The sequence below is a fragment of the Pseudomonas sp. PSPC2-3 genome, from assembly GCF_049898265.1.
GTDB lineage: Bacteria > Pseudomonadota > Gammaproteobacteria > Pseudomonadales > Pseudomonadaceae > Aquipseudomonas > Aquipseudomonas veronii.
The window spans coordinates 760775-782489 of record NZ_JAFCXJ010000001.1; the positions used below are offsets into that span (position 1 = coordinate 760775).

At 61.8% G+C, this 21715-nt stretch carries 24 protein-coding genes; 14 read left to right on the forward strand and 10 right to left on the reverse strand.

The window, feature by feature from the left end:
• The first annotated feature begins 12 nt into the window (after positions 1 to 12).
• The 4 genes from ACP7E3_RS03515 to ACP7E3_RS03530 all read left to right on the forward strand — a co-directional run bounded on the left by ACP7E3_RS03515 (position 13) and on the right by ACP7E3_RS03530 (position 4271).
• A complete protein-coding gene (locus tag ACP7E3_RS03515; RefSeq protein ID WP_426122284.1) occupies positions 13 to 972 on the forward strand; it encodes a 2-dehydro-3-deoxygalactonokinase in 960 nt (319 codons plus the stop codon).
• A 1-nt stretch (position 973) separates the two neighbouring features.
• Complete coding sequence (locus ACP7E3_RS03520; RefSeq protein WP_017848979.1) at positions 974 to 1594, forward strand: 2-dehydro-3-deoxy-6-phosphogalactonate aldolase; 621 nt, start codon at positions 974 to 976, stop codon at positions 1592 to 1594.
• A 48-nt stretch (positions 1595 to 1642) separates the two neighbouring features.
• Positions 1643 to 2791, forward strand: a complete 1149-nt coding sequence (dgoD, locus tag ACP7E3_RS03525; protein WP_003170741.1) for a galactonate dehydratase — start codon at positions 1643 to 1645, stop codon at positions 2789 to 2791.
• A 175-nt stretch (positions 2792 to 2966) separates the two neighbouring features.
• Complete coding sequence (locus tag ACP7E3_RS03530) at positions 2967 to 4271, forward strand: MFS transporter (protein ID WP_046484398.1); 1305 nt, start codon at positions 2967 to 2969, stop codon at positions 4269 to 4271.
• 41 nt (positions 4272 to 4312) lie between these two features.
• On the opposite strand, the gene ACP7E3_RS03535 is transcribed toward ACP7E3_RS03530, so the two are convergent.
• From ACP7E3_RS03535 to trpB, 4 genes are all read right to left on the reverse strand, one after another.
• Positions 4313 to 5971 (reverse strand): BBE domain-containing protein, encoded by a 1659-nt coding sequence (locus ACP7E3_RS03535; RefSeq protein WP_426122286.1) that lies wholly within the window; start codon positions 5969 to 5971, stop codon positions 4313 to 4315.
• A gap of 174 nt (positions 5972 to 6145) precedes the next feature.
• Entirely contained in the window at positions 6146 to 6586 is a 441-nt protein-coding gene (locus ACP7E3_RS03540; protein ID WP_057004935.1) for an anti-virulence regulator CigR family protein, read from the reverse strand.
• Positions 6587 to 6723: 137 nt separating this feature from the next.
• Positions 6724 to 7533, reverse strand: coding sequence for a tryptophan synthase subunit alpha (gene trpA / locus ACP7E3_RS03545; protein ID WP_046381551.1), 810 nt, complete (start codon positions 7531 to 7533; stop codon positions 6724 to 6726).
• Positions 7534 to 8760 (reverse strand): tryptophan synthase subunit beta, encoded by a 1227-nt coding sequence (gene trpB, locus ACP7E3_RS03550; RefSeq protein WP_017848984.1) that lies wholly within the window; start codon positions 8758 to 8760, stop codon positions 7534 to 7536.
• Positions 8761 to 8871: 111 nt separating this feature from the next.
• Here trpB and ACP7E3_RS03555 point away from each other — a divergent pair, with 111 nt between their 5' ends.
• Entirely contained in the window at positions 8872 to 9768 is an 897-nt protein-coding gene (locus tag ACP7E3_RS03555) for a LysR family transcriptional regulator (protein WP_128192140.1), read from the forward strand.
• A gap of 8 nt (positions 9769 to 9776) precedes the next feature.
• On the opposite strand, the gene ACP7E3_RS03560 is transcribed toward ACP7E3_RS03555, so the two are convergent.
• Positions 9777 to 10103, reverse strand: coding sequence for a DUF883 family protein (locus ACP7E3_RS03560; RefSeq protein ID WP_010565821.1), 327 nt, complete (start codon positions 10101 to 10103; stop codon positions 9777 to 9779).
• A gap of 156 nt (positions 10104 to 10259) precedes the next feature.
• Between ACP7E3_RS03560 and ACP7E3_RS03565 the strand changes: the two genes are divergently transcribed.
• The gene (locus tag ACP7E3_RS03565) at positions 10260 to 10475 is read left to right on the forward strand and encodes a dodecin (protein ID WP_017848986.1); all 216 of its coding nucleotides are present in this window, start codon (positions 10260 to 10262) and stop codon (positions 10473 to 10475) included.
• A gap of 115 nt (positions 10476 to 10590) precedes the next feature.
• Positions 10591 to 10815 (forward strand): DUF1161 domain-containing protein, encoded by a 225-nt coding sequence (locus ACP7E3_RS03570; RefSeq protein WP_017848987.1) that lies wholly within the window; start codon positions 10591 to 10593, stop codon positions 10813 to 10815.
• A gap of 59 nt (positions 10816 to 10874) precedes the next feature.
• On the opposite strand, the gene ACP7E3_RS03575 is transcribed toward ACP7E3_RS03570, so the two are convergent.
• Positions 10875 to 11876 carry an LLM class flavin-dependent oxidoreductase gene (locus tag ACP7E3_RS03575; RefSeq protein WP_017848988.1) on the reverse strand — a complete coding sequence of 334 codons (1002 nt, stop codon included), beginning with the start codon at positions 11874 to 11876 and terminating at the stop codon, positions 10875 to 10877.
• A gap of 216 nt (positions 11877 to 12092) precedes the next feature.
• On the opposite strand from ACP7E3_RS03575, the gene ACP7E3_RS03580 reads away from it, so the two are divergent.
• Positions 12093 to 12524: an OsmC family protein gene (locus ACP7E3_RS03580; protein WP_017848989.1), complete on the forward strand. Its 432-nt coding sequence runs from the start codon at positions 12093 to 12095 to the stop codon at positions 12522 to 12524.
• Positions 12525 to 12666: 142 nt separating this feature from the next.
• A complete protein-coding gene (locus ACP7E3_RS03585; protein WP_017848990.1) occupies positions 12667 to 12906 on the forward strand; it encodes a DUF1161 domain-containing protein in 240 nt (79 codons plus the stop codon).
• Here ACP7E3_RS03585 and ACP7E3_RS03590 read toward each other — a convergent pair whose 3' ends face one another.
• A complete protein-coding gene (locus tag ACP7E3_RS03590) occupies positions 12907 to 13329 on the reverse strand; it encodes a hypothetical protein (RefSeq protein ID WP_108525754.1) in 423 nt (140 codons plus the stop codon).
• A gap of 110 nt (positions 13330 to 13439) precedes the next feature.
• Between ACP7E3_RS03590 and ACP7E3_RS03595 the strand changes: the two genes are divergently transcribed.
• Complete coding sequence (locus ACP7E3_RS03595; protein WP_426122292.1) at positions 13440 to 14483, forward strand: aminopeptidase; 1044 nt, start codon at positions 13440 to 13442, stop codon at positions 14481 to 14483.
• A gap of 86 nt (positions 14484 to 14569) precedes the next feature.
• On the opposite strand, the gene ACP7E3_RS03600 is transcribed toward ACP7E3_RS03595, so the two are convergent.
• Positions 14570 to 15229, reverse strand: a complete 660-nt coding sequence (locus tag ACP7E3_RS03600; protein ID WP_079442550.1) for an HAD family hydrolase — start codon at positions 15227 to 15229, stop codon at positions 14570 to 14572.
• On the reverse strand, positions 15226 to 15768 hold the full coding sequence (locus tag ACP7E3_RS03605) for a gamma carbonic anhydrase family protein (protein ID WP_017848994.1): 543 nt from the start codon (positions 15766 to 15768) through the stop codon (positions 15226 to 15228). The genes ACP7E3_RS03600 and ACP7E3_RS03605 overlap by 4 nt, the downstream gene beginning before the upstream one ends.
• A 54-nt stretch (positions 15769 to 15822) precedes the next feature.
• On the opposite strand from ACP7E3_RS03605, the gene prlC reads away from it, so the two are divergent.
• Entirely contained in the window at positions 15823 to 17922 is a 2100-nt protein-coding gene (prlC, locus tag ACP7E3_RS03610) for an oligopeptidase A (protein WP_169881584.1), read from the forward strand.
• Positions 17919 to 18191: a YheV family putative zinc ribbon protein gene (locus tag ACP7E3_RS03615; protein WP_046381548.1), complete on the forward strand. Its 273-nt coding sequence runs from the start codon at positions 17919 to 17921 to the stop codon at positions 18189 to 18191. Before prlC ends, ACP7E3_RS03615 begins: the two co-directional genes overlap by 4 nt.
• 7 nt (positions 18192 to 18198) lie before the next feature.
• On the opposite strand, the gene ACP7E3_RS03620 is transcribed toward ACP7E3_RS03615, so the two are convergent.
• Positions 18199 to 18885, reverse strand: coding sequence for a tyrosine-protein phosphatase (locus ACP7E3_RS03620; RefSeq protein ID WP_046381547.1), 687 nt, complete (start codon positions 18883 to 18885; stop codon positions 18199 to 18201).
• A gap of 281 nt (positions 18886 to 19166) precedes the next feature.
• Between ACP7E3_RS03620 and ACP7E3_RS03625 the strand changes: the two genes are divergently transcribed.
• Positions 19167 to 19919: a gluconate 2-dehydrogenase subunit 3 family protein gene (locus tag ACP7E3_RS03625; RefSeq protein ID WP_288076512.1), complete on the forward strand. Its 753-nt coding sequence runs from the start codon at positions 19167 to 19169 to the stop codon at positions 19917 to 19919.
• A 2-nt stretch (positions 19920 to 19921) separates the two neighbouring features.
• Positions 19922 to 21706 carry a GMC family oxidoreductase gene (locus ACP7E3_RS03630; protein ID WP_026140283.1) on the forward strand — a complete coding sequence of 595 codons (1785 nt, stop codon included), beginning with the start codon at positions 19922 to 19924 and terminating at the stop codon, positions 21704 to 21706.
• The last annotated feature ends 9 nt before the right edge of the window (positions 21707 to 21715 follow it).

Genomic DNA, 21715 nt, shown 5'->3' on the forward strand with positions numbered 1-21715 from the left:
TCAGGTGAAGCGATGCCGGCGCAATTGATCGCGCTCGATTGGGGAACCAGTTCCCTTCGTGCTTATAAACTCGGCCCCGCAGGCGTGGTGCTGGAACAACGTGCGTTGGCGTCGGGGATCATGCACCTGCCCAGCCAGCCCCGGGAGATTGCCGGCGTTTGCTGCAGCGATGGCTTCGAGTTGGCGTTCGACGCGGCCTGTGGCGATTGGCTCGACGCGCAACCGGGCTTGCCGGTGATCGCCTGCGGCATGGTCGGCAGCGCCCAGGGCTGGAGCGAAGCGGCCTACCGCAACACCCCGGTCGACGTCGCCAGCCTCGGCCAAGCGTTGCACCGCGTGCGCAGTGTGCGCGGCGTCGATGTGCATATCGTGCCCGGCGTGATCGAGCAGGTCGGCTTGCCCAACGTGATGCGCGGCGAAGAAACCCAGGTACTCGGCGTGCTGCAAGGCCTTGGCGCCGAGGTCTTGATCGGCCTGCCCGGCAGCCATTCCAAATGGGTCGAGGTGGTCGATGGCTGTATCACCCATTTCGACACCTTCATGACCGGCGAGCTGTTCGCGGTGCTGAGCAAGCACAGCCTGCTCGGGCGCACCCAACAACCCGCCGAACGCTTCCAGGCGGCGGCTTTCGACCGCGGCGTGCGCGTGGCGCTGTCGGCAGACGGCCAGCGCGGCGTGCTGTCGACGCTGTTCAGCGCACGCACCCTGGGCTTGACCGGCGAACTCGCCCCGGACCAGCAGCCCGACTACCTTTCCGGTCTGTTGATCGGCCATGAACTCGCCGGCTTGCCCGGTGCCGCCCAACATAAGCCGATCATCCTGGTCGGCGCCGCACCGCTCTGTACACGTTACCAGCGTGCCCTCGGCCTCTGCGGCTTCGCCCACGTCAGCCTGGCGCAAGAGGCCAGCGAACGCGGCCTCTGGCAGTTGGCCCAGGCCGCCGGGCTCATTCAACCAGCAATGGAGGCCTGACATGCTCAAGCAAGCACTCACGCAAAACGGTTTGATCGCGATCCTGCGCGGCGTGCGCCCGGACGAAGCCGAGGCAATTGGCCAGGTGCTGTACCGCGCCGGTTTTCGCGTGATCGAAGTCCCGCTCAATTCGCCGGACCCTTACACCAGCATCCGCACCCTGCGTGACAGCCTGCCCGCCGATTGCCTGATCGGCGCCGGCACGGTGTTGACGCCGGCGCAGGTCGAGCAGGTCAAGGCCGCCGGTGGCCAGGTGATCGTGATGCCCCACAGCGATGCCAAGGTCTTGCGTGCCGCGAAAGCCGCCGGCCTGTACCTGTCGCCAGGTGTGGCCACCCCGACCGAGGCGTTCGCCGCGCTGGCCGAAGGCGCCGACGTATTGAAACTGTTCCCCGCCGAGCAAATGGGCCCGGCGGTGATCAAGGCGTGGCTGGCGGTGTTGCCGGCGGGCACGCTGTTGCTGCCGGTCGGCGGCGTGAGCCCGGCCAACATGCAGGTGTATTTCGACGCCGGCGCCAGGGGCTTCGGCCTGGGGTCCGGATTGTTCAAGCCGGGCATGTCCGTGGCCGAGGTGGCGAGCAGTGCCCAGGCGTATGTCGCGGCCTGGAACGCCTTGAACTGATCGCAAGCTTGGCGCCTTGGGCGCTGCATCGACAAGAGAGATAAGAAGATGAAAATCACCAAACTGACTACCTTCATCGTCCCACCGCGCTGGTGCTTCCTCAAAGTGGAGACCGACCAGGGCGTCACCGGCTGGGGCGAACCCGTGGTCGAAGGCCGCGCCCACACGGTGGCGGCTGCGGTCGAGGAACTGTCCGATTACCTGATCGGCAAAGACCCACGCAATATCGAAGACATCTGGACTGTGCTCTATCGCGGCGGTTTCTATCGCGGCGGCGCCGTGCACATGAGCGCGCTGGCCGGCATCGACCAGGCGCTGTGGGACATCAAGGGCAAGGCCCTGGGCGTGTCGGTCAGCGACCTGCTGGGCGGCCAGGTGCGTGACAAGATTCGCGTGTATTCGTGGATCGGCGGCGATCGCCCCGCCGACACCGCCCGCGCCGCCAAAGAGGCCGTGGCCCGTGGCTTCACTGCGGTGAAAATGAACGGCACGGAAGAATTGCAGTTCGTCGACAGCTTCGAAAAAGTCGACCTGGCGCTGGCCAACGTCGCCGCCGTGCGCGATGCCGTCGGCCCCAACGTGGGCATTGGCGTCGACTTCCATGGCCGCGTACACAAGCCCATGGCCAAGGTGCTGATGAAAGAGCTGGACCCGTACAAACTGATGTTCATCGAAGAGCCGGTACTCAGCGAAAACTACGAAGCGCTGAAAGAACTCGCACCGCTGACCAGCACCCCGATTGCCCTGGGCGAGCGCCTGTTCTCGCGCTGGGACTTCAAACGCGTGCTCAGCGAAGGCTACGTCGACATCATCCAGCCGGACGCTTCCCACGCTGGCGGTATCACCGAAACCCGCAAGATCGCCAACATGGCCGAAGCCTACGACGTGGCCCTGGCGCTGCACTGCCCGCTGGGTCCGATCGCGCTGGCCGCCTGCCTGCAGCTGGACGCGGTCTGCTACAACGCGTTTATCCAGGAGCAAAGCCTGGGCATTCACTACAACGAGAGCAACGACCTGCTCGACTACGTGCGCGACCCGGGCGTGTTCGACTATGACCAGGGCTTCGTGAAGATCCCCAACGGGCCGGGCCTGGGCATCGAGATCAACGAGGAATACGTGATCGAACGCGCGGCCATCGGCCATCGCTGGCGCAACCCGATCTGGCGCCATGCCGACGGAAGTTTTGCCGAGTGGTGATGTCTGCCTGAAAAAATGTGGCAAAAAATGTGGGAGGGGGCTTGCCCCCGATAGCTGAGTGTCAGTCGACATCTTCGGCGGCTGGTTCACCGCTATCGGGGGCAAGCCCCCTCCCACATTTGAGCTGGTTTGGTCAGTAAGTCCGTCCTCAATAAACATAAGAAGAGACAACCCCATGCACCCTGAATCCCTCACCGGGCAGGCTTCTTTAGTCACGCCTAGCAGAAAGCGCTACTTCATCATGGTGCTGCTGTTTATCACCGTGGTGATCAACTACCTCGACCGCAGCAACCTGTCGATCGCGGCCCCGGCCCTGACCAGTGACCTGGGCATCGACCCGGTGCATGTCGGGCTGATTTTCTCGGCGTTCGGCTGGACCTACGCCGCCATGCAAATCCCCGGCGGTTGGCTGGTCGACCGGGTGCCGCCGCGCATCCTCTACACCGTGGCCCTGCTGCTGTGGTCCATCGCCACTGTGATGCTCGGCTTTGCGGCCAGCTTCATCGCGCTGTTTGTCCTGCGCATGGCGGTGGGCGCCCTGGAAGCGCCGGCCTATCCGATCAACAGCCGCGTGGTCACCACGTGGTTCCCCGAGCGTGAGCGCGCCACGGCGATTGGCTTCTACACCTCCGGCCAGTTCGTCGGGCTGGCGTTTCTCACCCCGGTGCTGGCCTGGTTACAGCACCACTACGGCTGGCACATGGTGTTTGTCACCACCGGCGGCGTCGGCATCCTCTGGGCGCTGATCTGGTACGCGGTGTACCGCGAGCCGAAGGACTTCAAAGGCGCCAACGCCGCTGAAATCGAACTGATCCGTGCCGGCGGCGGGCTGGTGGACATGCAGGCGCAAACCGCCAAGGCACCGTTCAGTTGGGTCGACCTGGGCATCGTGCTGAGCAAGCGCAAACTCTGGGGCATCTACCTGGGGCAGTTCTGCCTGAACTCCACGCTGTGGTTCTTCCTGACATGGTTCCCGACCTATCTGGTGAAATATCGCGGGATGGACTTCATCAAATCCGGCCTGCTCGCTTCCCTGCCCTTCCTCGCGGCGTTTGTCGGCGTGCTGTGCTCCGGGATTTTTTCCGACTGGTTGATTCGCCGCGGCGCATCAGTGGGTTTTGCGCGCAAGTTGCCGATCATCGGCGGGCTGTTGATTTCCACCGCGATCATTGGCGCCAACTACGTGGATTCGACGGCCTGGGTGATTGCGTTCCTGGCAGTGGCGTTCTTCGGCAATGGCCTTGCGTCGATCACCTGGTCGCTGGTGTCGACCTTGGCACCCGCTCGCTTGCTCGGCTTGACCGGTGGCGTGTTCAACTTCATCGGCAACCTGGCGGCGATTGCCACGCCGATCGTGATTGGCTTCCTGGCCAGCGGCGATTCGTTCGCACCGGCGATCACCTATATCGCAGTGCTGGCGTTGCTCGGGGCGCTTTCCTACATCTTGTTGGTGGGCAAGGTCGAACGGATCGAGTTGTAAAAAAACGGGCGACCTTGGGGTCGCCCGTTTTTATTTGCGGCTTACGGCACCGACATTTCGTTGTGGAATATATTCAGCGGGTCCCAGCGCTGCTTGGTACGCCGCAGGCGGCTTTCGATGATCAGGTCGGGGAAGAAAACCGTGTACCACTGGGGGTTCTTGGCGTTCGCCGGGTTGCCGCCGAGGTGCGTCATGTCGAGGTCGGGGTAATTGATGTAGCAGCCCTCGAACTCCGCGTTGAGCGGCACGCCTTGATCGTTGGCGAAGGCGTTGAAAAACAGCCCCTGAATCCAATCGGCATGTGCCTGGTCGGTGGCGGCACTGGCATCGCGCCAATAACACTGCGGTTGCCACTTGAGGAAAGAGCCGCGCTGGGCCGCAGACGATTCGCGCCGCACCGCCGGATCTGGCTGGTTGATGCGCCCGCCGAACGACTGGATCTGTATGAGACTTTGGGTCAACACGTTCGCCGGGTCGGGCCAGGTCAGTGTGGTCCAGATCGCGGATAACACCTGCGGCGTGAAAATGCCTTTCTGATAGGCCGACTTATAGCGCCCGCGCTGGTTGTCGCCGGAGCCGTTGAGGGTTTGCTGGCACGGCAGCCAGTCGAGACGGCGCACGACGGCCTGCGCCGTGCTCAAGGAGTTGATGACACGCCCGGTGGGGTTGCTTCGCGGCAGGTGGATCACGTGAAACGGTGTCACCGATTCGCTGGCGGCAATGCCGATGGCGTCCAGCATCGTCGTGACAAAATCGTTGAAGGGCGCCTGATCGTTCAACTCGCCGTCTTTGTCCACGTAGTGAATGCCCAGCGTGACGTTGCCGGTGTGCTGGTGGCGCATTTCCAGCTTGGTCGCCAGGCCCCAGGTGTCCGGGTCGGCCTGATGTCGGGCGAACCAGGCTTGATAGGCCACCAGCAATCGGTCGAGCGCCGGTTTGGTCAGCATCGCCCAGTCCCATTCCAGTACCAGCCAAAGCACCTCCTTGGGGGCGTCCGGCAGGTCCTTGAAGTAATAACTGGTGATGATCCCGAATTGCCCGCCGCCGGCACCGCAGCACGCGGCAAACAGGTCCAGTTCGTCCGGGTCGGTGCTCTCCCGGCAGACATGACGCGCTGTCAGGCCGTTGCCCTGGGCGTTGGGCACCAGAATATCGACACCGGACAGCCAGTCGCACACCAGGCCGTGTTTGCGCGAGAGCAAGCCGTAGCCGCCACCGCAGATGTGCCCGCCCAGGCCCACCGAATAACACGAACCCCCGGGCAGGGTCTTGTTGGCCAACGTGTACAGTGCGACGTAGGCGTCCCAGTTCTGCCCGCCGGCTTCCAGGCGAAAGCGGTAGCGATAGGGCAAGGTCGGTATCAACTGGGAGTGCAGTTGGCCGTCGGCATCGTAGTCCAGTTGCTTCATTTGCCCGATATCCAGAATCGCCAATACCTCATTGGGGTTGTCGGGCATCTTGTTGGCGACGAAACCTTCGTAACAGTGGCCGCCGCTGCGCACGGTAATCCGGCCATTGGCAACGGCCAGGGCCTGCGCCGCGGCGTCGATGATGTCCTGGGGGCTGTAACAGAGGTAAATCAGGTTGGCGCCGTTGGGCGAGGATTGGCCCTGCACGTTGCCCAACGGCCAGCGCAGGTTGAAGCCTTTTTGCAAGGTGGCGTGACGGCGGTCCGATTCGGTGATGAGATCAAATGCCATGATGTACTCCATAGAGCCAAGAATGACTTCTGATGCGGCTAACTTAACGACCGGGAGCGCAAGAAATACCGGGGCTTGCTGAGGTGGTTAGACGGCAATAGGCATGAAGTGCGTTAAGGGGGAACGAACGGTTCGCCCCTTAAGCCTAGCGGAAGAAATCGCGGAACCGTGGCGTCAGTTCAACACGCCTTCCAGAATCTCATAGACGATGCCGGTGCCCACTGCGATCAGCACCACGTCCGGGCCCGAACGGCGCCATTCGTAACCCTCGTAGTACGGCAGGCGCGCCAGGGCGCGGTTGTCGAGGCGTTCGCCGTAGTAGCCGTGGGGCAGCGGCCGGCCACGGACCAGGCGCACATTCGGCGGCGGCGGCGCGCCACGGCCGAATTGGCCGTGGTTGTCGTGGATGATCTGGCGCACCGGGCCGAAGTCCTGGGGCGGGCCGCCGCGATGGTTGTCCTGCGGGCCGCGATGGTCGTCGCCACGTTGCTCGTGCTGGTCTTGTGGGCCGCCACGGTCGTCACCGCGCTGGTCAGGCGGCGCGGCTTGCACCAGGGCGCTGGCGGCAAGCACCAGGACGCCACAACCAGCAATCACGGATTTGCGCATTTTCATCGGGAATTCCTCGGGGCACACATACAAAAAAAGGGATTGCGAACACGGTTCGAAATCCCTTGGTCTTGTTGTTTAGGCCACGGTGTTGCCGGTTGATTCCTGTGTATCAGGAACTTTACCTACCGCATACGAGGCGCTTACTTACGTGCGTTACGGACACCTTCCGACAGCGCCGCGCACAGGCTCAGCACGCCGTCGATGGCTTGCTGGTCGTTGCTGGCGTTGGCGATGTGATCGATCAGCGCCGAACCCACCACCACACCATCGGCCAAGCGCGCGATGGCGGCCGCTTGTTCCGGCGTGCGGATACCGAAACCGATGCTGATCGGCAGGTCGGTATGGCGACGCAGGCGGGCCACGGCTTCTTCGACGTGTTCCAGGGTGGCGGCACCGGCACCAGTCACACCGGCTACCGACACGTAGTACACAAAGCCCGAGCTGCCGTTGAGCACGGTCGGCAGGCGCACGTCGTCGGTGGTCGGCGTGGTCAGGCGGATAAAGTCGATGCCTGCCGCCTGGGCCGGGTCGCACAGCTCGCCGTTATGTTCGGGCGGCAGGTCGACCACGATCAGGCCGTCGACCCCGGCTTGCTTGGCGTCGGCAATAAAGGCCGGCACGCCGTATTTGTGGATCGGGTTGAAGTAACCCATCAGCACCAGCGGGGTGTCGCTGTTGTCCTTGCGGAACTCGCGCACCATCTGCAGGGTTTTCGCCAGGTTCTGCTTGGCGCTCAGCGCGCGGATGTTGGCCAGTTGAATGGCCGGGCCGTCGGCCATCGGGTCGGTGAAGGGCATGCCCAGCTCGATCACGTCGGCACCGGCAGCGGGCAAGCCCTTGAGGATCGCCAGCGAGGTGTCGTAACCGGGGTCGCCGGCGGTGACGAAGGTCACCAGGGCGGCGCGGTTTTGTTGCTTGAGTTGCGCAAAGCGGGTTTGCAGGCGGCTCATTTAGTGTTTCTCCTGCTGGGACTGTTCCATGTGGTGCATCACGGTCTGCATGTCTTTGTCGCCACGGCCGGACAGGTTGACCACCATCAGGTGTTCCTTCGGCAGGGTCGGCGCGCGTTTGAACACTTCGGCCAGGGCGTGGGCGCTTTCCAGTGCAGGAATAATCCCTTCCAGGCGGCAGCATTTGTGAAAGGCGTCGAGCGCTTCGTGGTCGGTCACCGAGGTGTACTGGACGCGGCCGATATCGTGCAACCAGGCGTGCTCAGGGCCGATGCCGGGGTAGTCGAGGCCGGCGGAAATCGAGTGGGCGTCGATGATCTGGCCATCGTCGTCCTGCAGCAGGAAGGTGCGGTTGCCGTGCAGTACGCCCGGTACGCCGCCGTTGAGGCTGGCGGCGTGCTTGCCGGTTTCGATGCCAAAGCCTGCGGCTTCGACGCCGATGATCTCGACGCTGCTGTCATCCAGGAACGGGTGGAACAGGCCCATGGCGTTGGACCCTCCGCCGATGCACGCCACCAGGCTGTCCGGCAGACGGCCTTCCTGGGCTTGCAGCTGGGTGCGGGTTTCCTTGCCGATCACGGACTGGAAGTCGCGCACCATCGCAGGATAAGGGTGCGGGCCGGCAACGGTGCCGATCAGGTAGAACGTGTCGTCGACGTTGGTCACCCAGTCGCGCAGAGCTTCGTTCATCGCGTCTTTGAGGGTGCCGGTGCCGGCGACCACCGGGATCACTTCAGCGCCCAGCAGCTTCATGCGAAATACGTTGGCCTGTTGGCGCTCGATGTCAGTGGTGCCCATGTAGATCACGCATTGCAGGCCGAAACGCGCGGCCACGGTGGCGGTGGCCACACCGTGCATGCCGGCGCCGGTCTCGGCGATGATGCGTTTCTTGCCCATGCGCCGCGCCAGCAGGATCTGACCGATGCAGTTGTTGATCTTGTGCGCGCCGGTGTGGTTCAGCTCTTCGCGCTTGAGGTAAATCTTGGCGCCGCCGCAGAACTCCGTCAGGCGCTCAGCGAAATACAGCGGGCTTGGTCGACCGACGTAGTCGCGCTGGAAGTAGGCTAATTCCTCGTTGAACGCAGGATCAATCTTGGCCGCTTCGTACTCGCGGGCCAGGTCGAGGATCAACGGCATCAGGGTTTCGGCGACGTAGCGGCCGCCGAATGCGCCGAACAGGCCGTTGGCGTCAGGGCCGTTGCGTAGATCGGTCTGGGACTGAGTCATGGGACGCTCCAGGAAAAGAATTCGGGTGGGAAGCAATGACGCTCACTCTACCCCTGACGCTCAGGGCTGAAAACCGATAAGATCGCTACAACCTGTCAGGAAAACTCACAGATGAGCCGAGACCTCCCGCCCCTTAACGCCCTGCGCGCCTTCGAAGCCACGGCCCGCCTCAACAGCGTGAGCCAGGCGGCTGAGCAGTTGCACGTCACCCATGGCGCCGTGAGCCGCCAGCTTAAAGTGCTGGAAGAACATTTGGGGGTCAGCCTGTTCGTCAAGGAAGGGCGCGGCCTCAAACTCACAGATGCCGGCGTGCGTCTGCGCGATGCGAGTGCCGAGGCGTTCGAGCGGTTAAGGGAGGTGTGCGCGCAAATTACCCAAAGCAGCGCCGATGCACCGTTCGTCCTCGGCTGTTCGGGCAGTTTGCTGGCGCGCTGGTTCATTCCGCGCCTGGGCCGCTTGAATGCCGACCTGCCCGATCTGCGCTTGCACCTGTCGGCGGGTGAAGGTGATCTGGACCCGCGCCGTCCCGGCCTGGATGCCCTGCTGTTGTTCGCCGAACCGCCGTGGCCGGCGGATATGCAGGTGTACGAGCTGGCCAGCGAACGCATCGGCCCGGTCATGAGCCCGCGTTTCGCCGGTTACGAACGTCTGCGCGACGCCCCGGCCACGGCGCTGTGCGACGAAGCGCTGTTGCACACCACGTCTCGCCCGCAGGCCTGGCCCAGCTGGGCGCAGCAACACGGGATCGAACCCGGTGCGTTAAAACTCGGCCAGGGGTTTGAGCATTTGTATTACTTGCTGGAAGCGGCGGTTGCGGGGCTGGGTGTGGCGATCGCGCCGGAGCCGCTGGTGGCGGAGGATGTGCGCGCCGGTCGCCTGGTGGCGCCGTGGGGTTTCACGCAAACCCCGGCGCACCTGGCGTTGTGGCTACCCAAGCGCGCCGCGGACGGGCGCGCTCGGCAATTGGCGCAATGGCTCAAGGCTGAGCTGTCGCGCCAGCCGGTATAGCCGGCAGATCAGTTACCGCGTTTGCACAAAAGGTAAGCCGCCAGCAGGCCCAGCGCGCCAACGGCAACGCCGGCGGTAGTCCATGGGTGTTCTTGTGCGTAGTCCCGGGTCGCCACGCCGGTTTCGCGGATTTTGACTTTGCTTTCTTCGTAGGCGTCGCTGATCAGGTGACGAGAATGCTTGAGCGCGTTCTCGGCATTGCTTTTCAGGGCCTTCAGAGTCTTGAGCGACTCATCGGATGCGTCGTCCTTGAGGCTCTCAAGAGACTTGAGCAGGCTCGAAATCTCGGCTTCCATGCTTTCCAGCGACGCTTTGCGTAAAGAGGTGTTGGCCATGTGGACTCTCCTGAAGTGATTAGGTGGCGTGTGTAGATACCGACTACGGCCATTTCAGAAAGTGCAGTAAATCTGAACTTTCGAGTAGGAACGGTCGCCAGAAGCAGTATGAGCTTTGACTGCTAGGCTTTATTGACGACCCTCAGGAGAAACGCCATGTCTGATCATCACACTTACAAGAAAGTCGAATTGGTGGGTTCGTCCACCACCAGCATCGAAGAGGCGATCAACAACGCCCTGGCTGAAGCCAGCAAGAGCATCAAGCATTTGGAGTGGTTCGAGGTGACCGAAACCCGTGGCCATATCAAGGACGGCAAGGCTGCGCACTTCCAGGTTACGTTGAAGGTGGGGTTCCGAATTGCCAGTAGTTGATCGAAACCGTTGAACTTGCCGGCTGGCCGATTGCCATAACCTGCGCTACAACCAATGGGGGCCGATGCGACCAGCGTCGGCACGCTCGTTTCGATCAGCGCAAGGGAAGTGACGGATGAAGAAGTTCTTGTTAGCAGTAGGTTTGTTGAGCATGGCGGGCACCGTGCTGGCGGCGGGCAAGCCGTGTGAAGAGCTGAAAAGCGAAATTGCCGCGAAAATCGACGCCAAGGGTGCTTCGGGTTATTCGCTGGAAGTGGTGGCTAAAGGCGCTGCGGCTGACGGCAAGGTGGTTGGCACCTGTGAAGGCGGCACCAAGGAAATCGTCTACAAGCGCGGTTAATCGCGCGTTGCAGACATAAAAAACCGACGCGCGCGTCGGTTTTTTTTCGCCTGCCAGATTTAGCCCTTCATCAACTGCGCGAGCAGTTCGTAGGAATGAATCCGGTCGGCGTGTTCGTACAGGTCGCAGGTAAAGATCAGCTCGTCGGCGCCGGTCTGTTCGACCAGTACTTCCAGTTTGGCGCGGATCTTCGCCGGGCTGCCGACCATCGCCAGGCCGAGGAAGCTGCCCACCGCGTCTTTTTCATGGGGCAGCCACAGGCCGTCCATGCTTTCCACCGGCGGACGCTGCACCAGGCTCTGCCCGCGCATCAGCGCCAGGATGCGTTGGTAGACGGAAGTGGCCAGGTAATCGGCCTGTTCGTCGGTATCCGCCGCGACCAACGGAAGGCCGAGCATTACGTAAGGCTTGTCCAGAACGGCCGAAGGCTTGAAGTGATTGCGGTACACGCGAATCGCCTCATGCATCAAGCGCGGTGCGAAATGCGAGGCAAAGGCGTAGGGCAAGCCGCGCTCCCCCGCCAACTGTGCGCTGAACAGGCTGGACCCGAGCAGCCACACCGGGACGTTGGTGCCGGTGCCGGGAACCGCGATCACCCGCTGGTCGGGCGTGCGCGGGCCGAGGTAGGCCATCAATTCGGCCACGTCTTCGGGGAAGTCGTCGGCGCTGCCGGAGCGCTCACGGCGCAGGGCGCGGGCGGTCATCTGGTCGGAACCGGGCGCACGGCCCAGGCCCAGGTCGATCCGGCCGGGGTACAGGCTTTCCAGAGTGCCGAATTGTTCGGCGATCACCAGCGGTGCATGGTTGGGCAGCATCACGCCGCCGGAGCCGACGCGGATGGTCGAAGTGCCGCCGGCCAGGTAACCGAGCAATACCGAGGTGGCCGAGCTGGCGATGCCGTCCATGTTGTGGTGTTCCGCCACCCAGAAGCGGTTGTAGCCAAACTTTTCCACATGCTGGGCCAGGTCCAGGGAATTGCGCAACGACTGCGCGGCGCTGCCGTTGGCCCGCACGGGCACCAGGTCGAGGGTCGAGAACTTCACGTCGGACAGCGATTTCATAAGCCTGCTTCTCCAATAAGGGCGCAGGTTTCTTAGACGAACCAAAACCTGCCGCTTCATGTGCATGTTCTATGCAATGAGGGCATATACCCGAGATTCAATAGGTCGTGCGAAATTTCCTACTTTGTTGCTAGGTTTCTCTTACAAGTGAACTTTGCCAAAGCATCTATCCTCAGAACCCTTACTGACGCAAAACCATCGTTTGAGGAGACTGCTATGAGTATCGTTAAAAAAGCATCCGCGCATTGGGAAGGTGATCTGAAGACAGGCCTGGGTTCCATCTCCACGGAAACCGGCGTGCTGCGCGAAGCGCCCTACGGCTTCAAGGCCCGTTTCGAGGGCGGCAAGGGCACCAACCCTGAAGAGTTGATCGGTGCGGCCCACGCTGGCTGTTTCTCCATGGCGTTTTCCATGATTCTCGGCGACGCCGGGCTCAAGGCTGACAGCATCGACACCCAGGCCGAAGTGACCCTGGACCAGGTCGACGGTGGTTTTGCGATCACCGCTGTACACCTGATCCTCAACGCCAAGATTCCCGGCGCGAGCCAGGCGCAGTTCGATGAGCTGAGCAAAAAGGCCAAGGAAGGGTGCCCAGTGTCCAAGGTGCTGAACGCGAAAATCAGCCTGGACGCCACCCTCGTCGACTGACACAGCCTTAGGTGAGAGGGGGCTTGCTCCCTCCCACATTCAGTTGTGCGTTAAATCAGAACTCGTGTTTCCCCGATGTGGTCCTATAGCCTATGCAGCCATAGGCGCACATTCGTGCGCGTGCATTCAGGGAGCTTCACACATGAAACGTTTTGTCTTGGCGATCATCTGCGGTGTATTGGCCACATCGGCTGTGGCCGCGCCCAAAGACTGCGAAGAACTCAGGAAAGAGATCGAAGTGAAGATCCAGGCCAAGGCGATTCCGTCCTACACCCTGGAAATCGTCAGCAAGGAAGAAGCCGACAAGCACGATGTCGCCATGGTCGTAGGCACGTGTGAGAACGGTACCAAGGCAATCATCTACCAGAAGAACAATGACTGATCAGATGCAGTTCACGCTGCGCTCCTGCGCCAATAACTGACGCGCGGCGTTGTACAGCCGGATATTCGGTGTGTAGGACAACGAGCGCCCCTCCAGGCGATAACGCTGGCCTGCCTCGAAGTGGTCGTACTGCAAGGTCATGAAGCAGGTCCGGTCCTGGGTCTGCGACAACCCGCCAAAGCTGCCGCCGGTCGGCACTTCGAAATCAAACCGCACCATCAACTCGTGACTGCCCGGCGGGACCTGGAAGAAGCGCCCGTCGTTGAGGTTTTTCCCATCCAGACGTTGGGCCATCACCAGCTTGGCCCCCGGTGTCGGGGTGGCGAAATCGACCCAGGCCTGTTGCGCGTCCATCGGCGGGATGGGTGGTAAAGCACAGGCGCTGAGCAACAGGGCGGCGATGGAAAGCACTAGCTGGCGCATGGCGGGCACTCAACACAAGGAGAGCCTTGAGTATAAACGCGCTACGCCATGGAAAAACGCCGGGCAGTCACGATAGGCTGGCGAGCCAATTACCCAGGAGCAGTCGCGGCATGATCAGGCGTTTTCTTCCAGGGTTGTGGTGGGTGCTGCTCAGCGGTTGTTCCAGCGTCGATTACTACGGCCAATTGGCCAGCGGCCAGTGGCAGTTGCTGCAGGCTCGGGAGCCGGTGGCCAAGGTGATTGCCGACCCGGCGCGGCCGCAACAGTTACGTGAGCACTTGGTGCGATCGCAAAAGGCGCGCACGTTCGCCAGCGAGCAGTTGCACCTGCCTGACAATCAGAGTTACCGGTTGTACGCCGATATTGGCCGGCCTTATGTGGTCTGGAATGTTTTTGCCACGCAGGAATTTTCCTTGTCGGCGCAAAATCACTGCTTTCCCATCGCTGGCTGTGTCGCCTATCGCGGTTATTACAGCCAGGGCGCGGCGCGGGGTGAGGCGGCGTTGCTCAAGCAACAAGGCATGGATGTGTCGATTGGCGGCGTCGAGGCCTATTCCACCTTGGGTTGGTTCAATGACCCGATCATGAGTTCGATGCTGGGCTGGGGCGACGAGCGGCTGGCCACGTTGATTTTTCACGAGCTGGCGCACCAACGCTTTTACGTGAAGGACGACACCGAGTTCAACGAGTCCTTTGCCACCTTTGTCGAGCAGGAAGGCACGCGCCAATGGCGCGCCGCCCGGGGCCTGGCGCCGATCGGCAGCGCGGCGCTGCAGCAGCGTGACCAATTTACCCAGTTGCTCCTCGATACTCGCAAACGTCTGGAAACACTCTACGCCCAGCCCTTGGCGGCCGATGCGATGCGGCGGGCCAAGGCGGCTGAATTCGAGCGTTTGCGCAGCGACTACCGGCGGGTGCGGGACAGTCAGTGGGGCGGCGACAAGCGTTATGACGCCTGGATGAACCTGCCGATGAACAATGCGCGGCTTTTACCGTTCGGGCTGTATGACCAGTGGGTGCCGGCGTTTGCGGCGTTGTTCCGGCAGGAAGGCGGGGATTGGCTGAAGTTCTATGCGGCAGTGGAGCGGATGGGCCAACTGCCGGTGGCACAGCGTAAGGCGGCGTTGAGGCAGTTGGAAGGTGTTGGCCGGTAGGGCCTCATCGGGAGCAGGCCCCCTCCCACATTTGGCCTGCGTACACGGATCAAAATGTGGGAGGGAGCTTGCTCCCGATAGCGCCCTCAAGGCCGCTGCAAAAACGCCTGATGCATCTGCGCCAACGTCTCGAAATGCCAGGTCGGCGCTTCGGCACTCAGCTCTTCGAAACTGCCGAACCCATACCCGACCGCCGCCGAATCCAGCCCATTGCTGCGCGCCCCGATCAAGTCATGCTTGCGGTCGCCGATCATCAAGGTGGTGGCCGGGTCCAGGCGTTCTTCGCGCATCAAGTGAGCGATCAGCTCGACCTTGTTGGTGCGCGTGCCGTCCAGTTCGCTGCCGTAGATCACCTTGAAGTGCTTGGCAAAATCGAAATGACGGGCGATCTCGCGGGCAAATTCCCACGGCTTGGAGGTGGCCACGTACAGCTGGCGCCCTTGGCTGTTGAGGGCTTCGAGCAGCGGCATCACCCCGTCGAACACGCGGTTTTCATACAAACCGGTGACTTTGAAGCGTTCACGGTAGAAATTCACCGCTTCCCAGGCCTTGGCTTCGTCGAAGTCGTAGAACTGCATGAAGGCTTGCAGCAACGGCGGGCCGATGAAATGTTCCAGTTGGGTGATGTCCGGCTCATCGATACCGAGTTTGCCCAGGGCGTACTGGATCGAACGGGTAATGCCCTCGCGCGGGTCGGTCAGGGTGCCGTCCAGATCGAACAGTACGGTTTGATGGTGCAGAGTCATTGATCGAATCCCTCGGCCAGGTGCAGGTCCTTGAGCTTCACGTAGTTCGCTGCGCTGTAGGTGAAAAACGCGCGTTCCTTGTCAGTCAGTTCGCGGATCTGTTTAACCGGGCTGCCGACGTACAAGAAGCCGCTTTCAAGTCTCTTGCCCGGCGGCACCAGGCTGCCGGCACCAATGATCACGTCGTCTTCGACCACGGCGCCGTCCATCACGATGCTGCCCATGCCGATCAGGATGCGATTGCCGACGGTGCAGCCGTGCAGCATGACTTTGTGGGCGATGGTCACGTCGTCGCCGATCAGCAGCGCAAAACCATCGGGATTGAACGGCCCGGCGTGGGTAATGTGCAGCACGCAGCCGTCCTGCACGCTGGTGCGCGCGCCGATGCGGATGCGGTGCATGTCGCCGCGGATCACCGTCAGCGGCCAAACCGAGCTGTCGTCGCCGATTTCGACATCGCCGATCACCACCGCCGAAATATCGACAAAAGCCCCGGCGCCCAGGGTTGGCGTGTGGTTCTGATAGGTGCGAAGGGTCACGATAGCCTCTCTCTCTTCTGCTGATAGCTGCGGTGGACGTTGATTGTAATTAAGATGGCCCCATCTTTGTTCTTACATGTTTCTTCAGCCAAGGTGCCAACCGTGAGCGCGAACAACCCTCTTCTGCAGCCCTACGACCTGCCGCCGTTCTCGGCGATCCGTGCCGAGCACGTTCAGCCGGCCATCGAACAGATCCTCGCCGACAACCGGCTTGCCATCGAAGGCATCCTGCAAAGCCAGGGGAAAAATCCGACGTGGGCCGGCCTGGTCCTCGCCATGGATGAGCTGAATGATCGCCTGGGCGCCGCCTGGAGCCCAGTCAGCCACCTCAATGCCGTGTGCAACAGCGCCGAACTGCGCGAAGCCTACGAGGCATGTCTGCCGGCGTTGAGCGCTTATTCCACCGAGATGGGCCAGAACCGCGAACTGTTCCAGGCCTTCGAAGCCCTGGCCAGCAGCCCGGAAGCCGGCGGTTTCGACGTGGCGCAAAAAACCATCCTGGAACACTCGCTGCGCGATTTCCGCCTGTCGGGTATCGACCTGCCGCCCGAACAGCAAAAACGCTACGCCGAAGTGCAAAGCAAGCTTTCCGAACTGGGCAGCAAGTTCTCCAACCAGTTGCTGGACGCGACCCAGGCCTGGACCAAACACGTCACCGATGAAGCCACCCTCGCCGGCCTGACCGACTCGGCCAAGGCGCAAATGGCCGCCGCGGCCCAGGCCAAAGGCCTCGACGGTTGGCTGATCACCCTGGAATTCCCCAGCTACTACGCGGTGATGACCTACGCCCAGGACCGCGCCCTGCGCGAAGAAATCTACGCAGCCTATTGCACCCGAGCGTCGGACCAAGGCCCGAATGCCGGTCAGAACGATAACGGCCCGGTCATGGAACAGATCCTCGACCTGCGTCAGGAACTCGCCCAACTGCTGGGCTATGCGTCCTTCTCGGAATTGAGCCTGGCCACGAAAATGGCCGACTCCAGCGACCAGGTGTTGAGCTTCCTGCGCGACCTGGCCAAGCGCAGCAAGCCGTTTGCCGCCCAGGACCTGCAGCAGCTCAAAGCCTACGCCGCCGAACAAGGCTGCGCCGACCTGCAAAGCTGGGACAGCGGTTTCTACGGTGAAAAACTGCGTGAGCAGCGCTACAGCGTGTCCCAGGAAGCCTTGCGCGCCTACTTCCCGATCGACAAGGTGCTTGGTGGCCTGTTCGCCATCGTGCAGCGTCTGTATGGCATCGAGATCGCCGAGCAGAAGGGCTTCGACACCTGGCACCCAGACGTGCGCCTGTTCGAAATCAAGGAAAACGGCCAGCACGTCGGCCGCTTCTTCTTCGACCTGTACGCCCGCGCCAACAAGCGTGGCGGCGCCTGGATGGACGGCGCCCGCGACCGTCGCCGCACCATCGACGGCGTGCTGCAAAGCCCGGTGGCCAACCTGGTGTGCAACTTCACCCCGGCCGACAGCGGCAAGCCTGCCCTGCTGACCCACGACGAAGTGACGACGCTGTTCCACGAATTCGGCCACGGCCTGCATCACCTGCTGACCCGTGTCGAGCATGCCGGCGTGTCCGGCATCAACGGCGTGGCCTGGGATGCGGTGGAATTGCCGAGCCAGTTCATGGAGAACTGGTGCTGGGAGCCGGAAGGCCTGGCGCTGATCTCCGGCCATTATGAAACCGGCGAGCCGCTGCCCCAGGACCTGTTGGAAAAAATGCTCGCGGCGAAGAACTTCCAGTCCGGCCTGATGATGGTGCGCCAGTTGGAGTTCTCGCTGTTCGACTTTGAATTGCATGCCACCCATGGCGATGGCCGCAGTGTGGCGCAGGTACTCGAAAGCGTGCGCGACGAGGTGTCGGTGATGCGTCCGCCGGCCTATAACCGCTTCCCCAACAGCTTCGCGCATATCTTCGCCGGTGGTTACGCCGCGGGTTACTACAGCTACAAGTGGGCTGAAGTGCTGTCGGCCGATGCGTTCTCCAAGTTCGAAGAAGACGGCGTGCTCAATGCCGAAACCGGACGTGCTTTCCGCGAGGCGATCCTGGCCCGTGGTGGTTCCCAGGCGCCGATGGTGTTGTTTGTCGATTTCCGCGGGCGTGCGCCGTCGATTGACGCACTCTTGCGCCACAGCGGCCTGAGTGAGGACGCAGCAGCATGAGTGACGTACCAGTGATTACCAAAAAGCAATTCATCGCCGGGGCTGTCTGCCCGGCGTGCAGCGAGCCGGACAAGTTGAAGATGTGGACCGAGGACAGCGTGCCGCATCGCGAATGCGTGGCCTGCGGCTATACCGACACCTTGAATGATCAAGGTTTGTCAGTGCCCAAGGAATTGGGCACGCGGGTCAACACCTCGGCGCTCAAAGCGCCGGACCCGACGGTGCAGTCGGTACAGTTTTTTCCTAATCCCAAGCTGAAGAAAGACTGAGACCCTGTCAGGGGGTTGTCAGCGTCAGCGTGCTTTTCTGAGGTTCGACATGGCTGTTGCCGGCTGTGTTGAACCAGCTTTTCACCGAGCACAGGGCAAACGCGCTGGTGCTGCAATCGCCATTGGCCAAGGCTGTGCGCAACTTGTCGATATCGGCCTTCATCATGTAGCGAACGCCGTCCTTGAAGCCCTTGCTGCTGCCGAAGCCGCCCAGGGTCATTTCGTTCAACGCCTCTTCCTTGCTCCAGCCCTGAACCACCACGCGATACATCGCCGCCATCAGGCCGGTGCGGTCTGAGCCATGCTTGCAGTGCATCAATACTGCACCGTTGGCTTCGGAGTCGCGGATCGCCCTCAGTGCGGCCAGCACGTCAGCGTCATCGACATGATTTGTGCGATAAATCAGCTGGATCTGTCGGATATCAGAATTTTTTAGCCAGCTGTCGTCGGACTCCGGCAGAAAGTTGATCACCGTGCCGACCTTGAGCTTTTCCAGCAGGGGCACGGCATTGCTGTCCGGCAGCGCGCTGCGGTAGAGGGTGGGCGTCATCTGGTGCAGGTTGTATTGATTGCCGACCGGCTGCGCCCATTCGGGGGAACGCAGGGATGTGCTGTCGTCCGCCCAGGTGTGAGCGCTGGTGAACAGTGCCAGGAACGCAAGGCCGAGGGCCGGTAGCCATTGATGATTGAACATGGGCGACGTAACCGATAGGGGGTTGGCGGGTGATGCCAAGAGTCGGCCAGGCGCGGTCAATGGGGTGTGAGGGGCGCGTCAAAGAAATGTGAATCACCGTCGATGGTGCAGTTTTGACGCTGAATCGATTCTCTTTATACTTAGCCTGCTATCATTTGTAACTATTGATTGCCGCTACGTTCTATCTGCTTGGATCGGTGGGGTCCACCTTGCTGCTGCCAAACCACAAGCTGCTCCTAGAGGCGGCTGATAAACCCGTGACCACATGATGAGGTACACCCATGTCTGATCAAGATCAAGACAACCCCCGGCGTGACTTTTTGCGCAAATCCTTGACCTTGATCCCGGTGGTCACGGTTGCCAGCAGCGGCCTTGGCGGTTCGATGCTGATGGCCGCGCCCGCACCGGCCCAAGCCAGCCCCGCTCCGCCGCCGGTCAGCGACAAGGCGTATGAGCCGAGCTATTTCAGCGCCGAAGAATGGGCATTCATCAACGCCGCCGTGGCGCGCCTGATCCCCGCCGATGCCCAAGGCCCTGGCGCCCTGGAAGCCGGTGCGGCGGAATACATCGACCGCCAGATGAACACGCCCTACGCCAGTGGCGCGCTGTGGTTCATGCAAGGTCCGTTCAACGCCGACGCCGCGCCGGAAATGGGCTGGCAGAGCAAGTTGGTACCCAAGGTCATCTATCGCCTGGGCATTGCCGCGACGGATGCCTGGTCGAAAGCGTTCAACGGCAAGGCTTTTGCTGCGCAAGACAGCGCTACCCAGGATGACATGCTGCGCCGCCTGGAGGCTGGCGGTAGTGAGGTGAGTGCCCATTTCGACGCGGTGCCGCCGAAGATGTTCTTCAATTTGCTGCTGCAAAACACCAAGGAAGGCTTCTTCTGCGATCCGATCCACGGCGGCAATAAAGGCCTGGTCGGCTGGACCATGATCGGCTTCCCCGGCGCCCGCGCCGACTTCATGGATTGGGTGGAGCGCAACGAGCAATACCCCTTCCCGGCGGTTTCCATTCGCGGCGAGAGGGCATAAACGTGGCGACCATCATGAAAAAAGTGGATGCGGTGATCGTCGGCTTCGGCTGGACTGGCGCGATCATGGCCAAGGAACTGACGGAAGCGGGCCTCAACGTGGTAGCGCTAGAGCGCGGCCCGATGCAGGACACTTACCCGGACGGCAACTATCCCCAGGTCATCGACGAATTGACCTACAGCGTGCGTAAAAAACTCTTCCAGGACATCTCCAAGGAGACGGTGACAATTCGCCATAGCGTGAATGACGTCGCCCTGCCCAACCGTCAGCTCGGCGCCTTTTTGCCGGGCAACGGCGTCGGCGGTGCGGGGCTGCACTGGTCGGGTGTGCATTTTCGCGTCGACCCTATCGAGTTGCGCATGCGCAGCCACTACGAAGAGCGCTACGGCAAACATTTCATTCCCAAGGACATGACTATCCAGGACTTCGGCGTCAGCTATGAAGAGCTGGAGCCGTTTTTCGACTACGCCGAAAAAGTCTTCGGCACCTCCGGCCAGGCCTGGACCGTCAACGGTCAGTTGGTCGGCGAAGGCCGTGGCGGCAACCCGTATGCGCCGGATCGTTCCAACCCGTTCCCGTTGGAGGCGCAGAAGAACACGGTGTCGGCGCAGCTGTTTCAGAAAGCAGCCACGGCAGTCGGTTACAAACCCTACAACCTGCCATCAGCCAATACCTCGGGGCCATACACCAACCCCTACGGCGCGCAGATGGGCCCGTGCAACTTCTGCGGTTTTTGCAGTGGCTACGTGTGCTACATGTACTCCAAGGCGTCGCCGAACGTGAACATCCTGCCAGCGTTGCGCCAGGTGCCGAACTTCGAGCTGCGGCCGAATTCCCACGTACTCAAGGTCAACCTCGACAGCACCAAGAGCAAGGCGACCGGCGTGACCTATATCGACGCCCAGGGGCGGGAATGCGAGCAGCCGGCCGATTTGGTGATTCTCGGCGCGTTCCAGTTCCATAACGTGCGCTTGATGCTGCTGTCGGGGATCGGCAAGCCCTACGACCCGATCAGCGGCGAAGGCGTGGTAGGCAAGAACTTCGCCTACCAGAACATGGCGACCATCAAGGCCTTCTTCGACAAGGACACCCACACCAACAACTTTATCGGTGCTGGCGGCAATGGTGTGGCCATCGATGACTTCAACGCCGACAACTTCGACCACGGGCCCCATGGCTTCGTCGGGGGCTCGCCGATGTGGGTCAACCAGGCCGGCAGTCGGCCGATCGCCGGCACCTCCAACCCACCCGGTACTCCGGCGTGGGGCAGCGCCTGGAAGCGTGCCACCGCTGATTACTACACCCATCAGGTGTCGATGGATGCCCACGGCGCGCATCAATCCTACCGCGGTAACTACCTCGATCTGGACCCGGTGTACCACGATGCCTACGGCCTGCCGCTGCTGCGCATGACCTTCGACTGGCAGGAAAACGACATCAAGATGAACCGCTTCATGGTCGAGAAAATGGGCAAGATCGCCGAAGCGATGAACCCCAAGGCCATTGCCGTGCTGGGCAAGAAGGTCGGTGAGCATTTCAATACCGCGTCCTATCAGACCACCCACCTCAACGGCGGCGCGATCATGGGCACCGACCCGAAAACCAGTGCGTTGAACCGCTACCTGCAGTGCTGGGATGTACACAACGTGTTTGTCCCCGGCGCGTCCGCTTTCCCACAAGGTCTAGGTTACAACCCTACCGGCCTGGTGGCGGCGTTGACCTACTGGTCGGCGCGAGCGATTCGCGAGCAGTACCTGAAAAATCCCGGCCCACTGGTTCAGGCATAAGGAACGATG

What these genes read in the sequence shown, in the direction of transcription:
- trpA (WP_046381551.1), bottom strand. Translation starts at nt 7,533, where the DNA reads ATGAGCCGCCTGCAAACCCGCTTTGCGCAACTCAAGCAACAAAACCGC.
- ACP7E3_RS03540 (WP_057004935.1), bottom strand. Translation starts at nt 6,586, where the DNA reads ATGAAAATGCGCAAATCCGTGATTGCTGGTTGTGGCGTCCTGGTGCTT.
- ACP7E3_RS03565 (WP_017848986.1), top strand. Translation starts at nt 10,260, where the DNA reads ATGTCTGATCATCACACTTACAAGAAAGTCGAATTGGTGGGTTCGTCC.
- ACP7E3_RS03595 (WP_426122292.1), top strand. Translation starts at nt 13,440, where the DNA reads ATGATCAGGCGTTTTCTTCCAGGGTTGTGGTGGGTGCTGCTCAGCGGT.
- ACP7E3_RS03600 (WP_079442550.1), bottom strand. Translation starts at nt 15,229, where the DNA reads ATGACTCTGCACCATCAAACCGTACTGTTCGATCTGGACGGCACCCTG.
- ACP7E3_RS03620 (WP_046381547.1), bottom strand. Translation starts at nt 18,885, where the DNA reads ATGTTCAATCATCAATGGCTACCGGCCCTCGGCCTTGCGTTCCTGGCA.
- ACP7E3_RS03590 (WP_108525754.1), bottom strand. Translation starts at nt 13,329, where the DNA reads ATGCGCCAGCTAGTGCTTTCCATCGCCGCCCTGTTGCTCAGCGCCTGT.
- ACP7E3_RS03575 (WP_017848988.1), bottom strand. Translation starts at nt 11,876, where the DNA reads ATGAAATCGCTGTCCGACGTGAAGTTCTCGACCCTCGACCTGGTGCCC.
- ACP7E3_RS03535 (WP_426122286.1), bottom strand. Translation starts at nt 5,971, where the DNA reads ATGGCATTTGATCTCATCACCGAATCGGACCGCCGTCACGCCACCTTG.
- ACP7E3_RS03560 (WP_010565821.1), bottom strand. Translation starts at nt 10,103, where the DNA reads ATGGCCAACACCTCTTTACGCAAAGCGTCGCTGGAAAGCATGGAAGCC.
- ACP7E3_RS03615 (WP_046381548.1), top strand. Translation starts at nt 17,919, where the DNA reads ATGAGTGACGTACCAGTGATTACCAAAAAGCAATTCATCGCCGGGGCT.
- trpB (WP_017848984.1), bottom strand. Translation starts at nt 8,760, where the DNA reads ATGACTCAGTCCCAGACCGATCTACGCAACGGCCCTGACGCCAACGGC.
- ACP7E3_RS03515 (WP_426122284.1), top strand. Translation starts at nt 13, where the DNA reads ATGCCGGCGCAATTGATCGCGCTCGATTGGGGAACCAGTTCCCTTCGT.
- ACP7E3_RS03530 (WP_046484398.1), top strand. Translation starts at nt 2,967, where the DNA reads ATGCACCCTGAATCCCTCACCGGGCAGGCTTCTTTAGTCACGCCTAGC.
- ACP7E3_RS03625 (WP_288076512.1), top strand. Translation starts at nt 19,167, where the DNA reads ATGTCTGATCAAGATCAAGACAACCCCCGGCGTGACTTTTTGCGCAAA.
- ACP7E3_RS03520 (WP_017848979.1), top strand. Translation starts at nt 974, where the DNA reads ATGCTCAAGCAAGCACTCACGCAAAACGGTTTGATCGCGATCCTGCGC.
- ACP7E3_RS03570 (WP_017848987.1), top strand. Translation starts at nt 10,591, where the DNA reads ATGAAGAAGTTCTTGTTAGCAGTAGGTTTGTTGAGCATGGCGGGCACC.
- dgoD (WP_003170741.1), top strand. Translation starts at nt 1,643, where the DNA reads ATGAAAATCACCAAACTGACTACCTTCATCGTCCCACCGCGCTGGTGC.
- prlC (WP_169881584.1), top strand. Translation starts at nt 15,823, where the DNA reads ATGGCCCCATCTTTGTTCTTACATGTTTCTTCAGCCAAGGTGCCAACC.
- ACP7E3_RS03555 (WP_128192140.1), top strand. Translation starts at nt 8,872, where the DNA reads ATGAGCCGAGACCTCCCGCCCCTTAACGCCCTGCGCGCCTTCGAAGCC.
- ACP7E3_RS03585 (WP_017848990.1), top strand. Translation starts at nt 12,667, where the DNA reads ATGAAACGTTTTGTCTTGGCGATCATCTGCGGTGTATTGGCCACATCG.
- ACP7E3_RS03580 (WP_017848989.1), top strand. Translation starts at nt 12,093, where the DNA reads ATGAGTATCGTTAAAAAAGCATCCGCGCATTGGGAAGGTGATCTGAAG.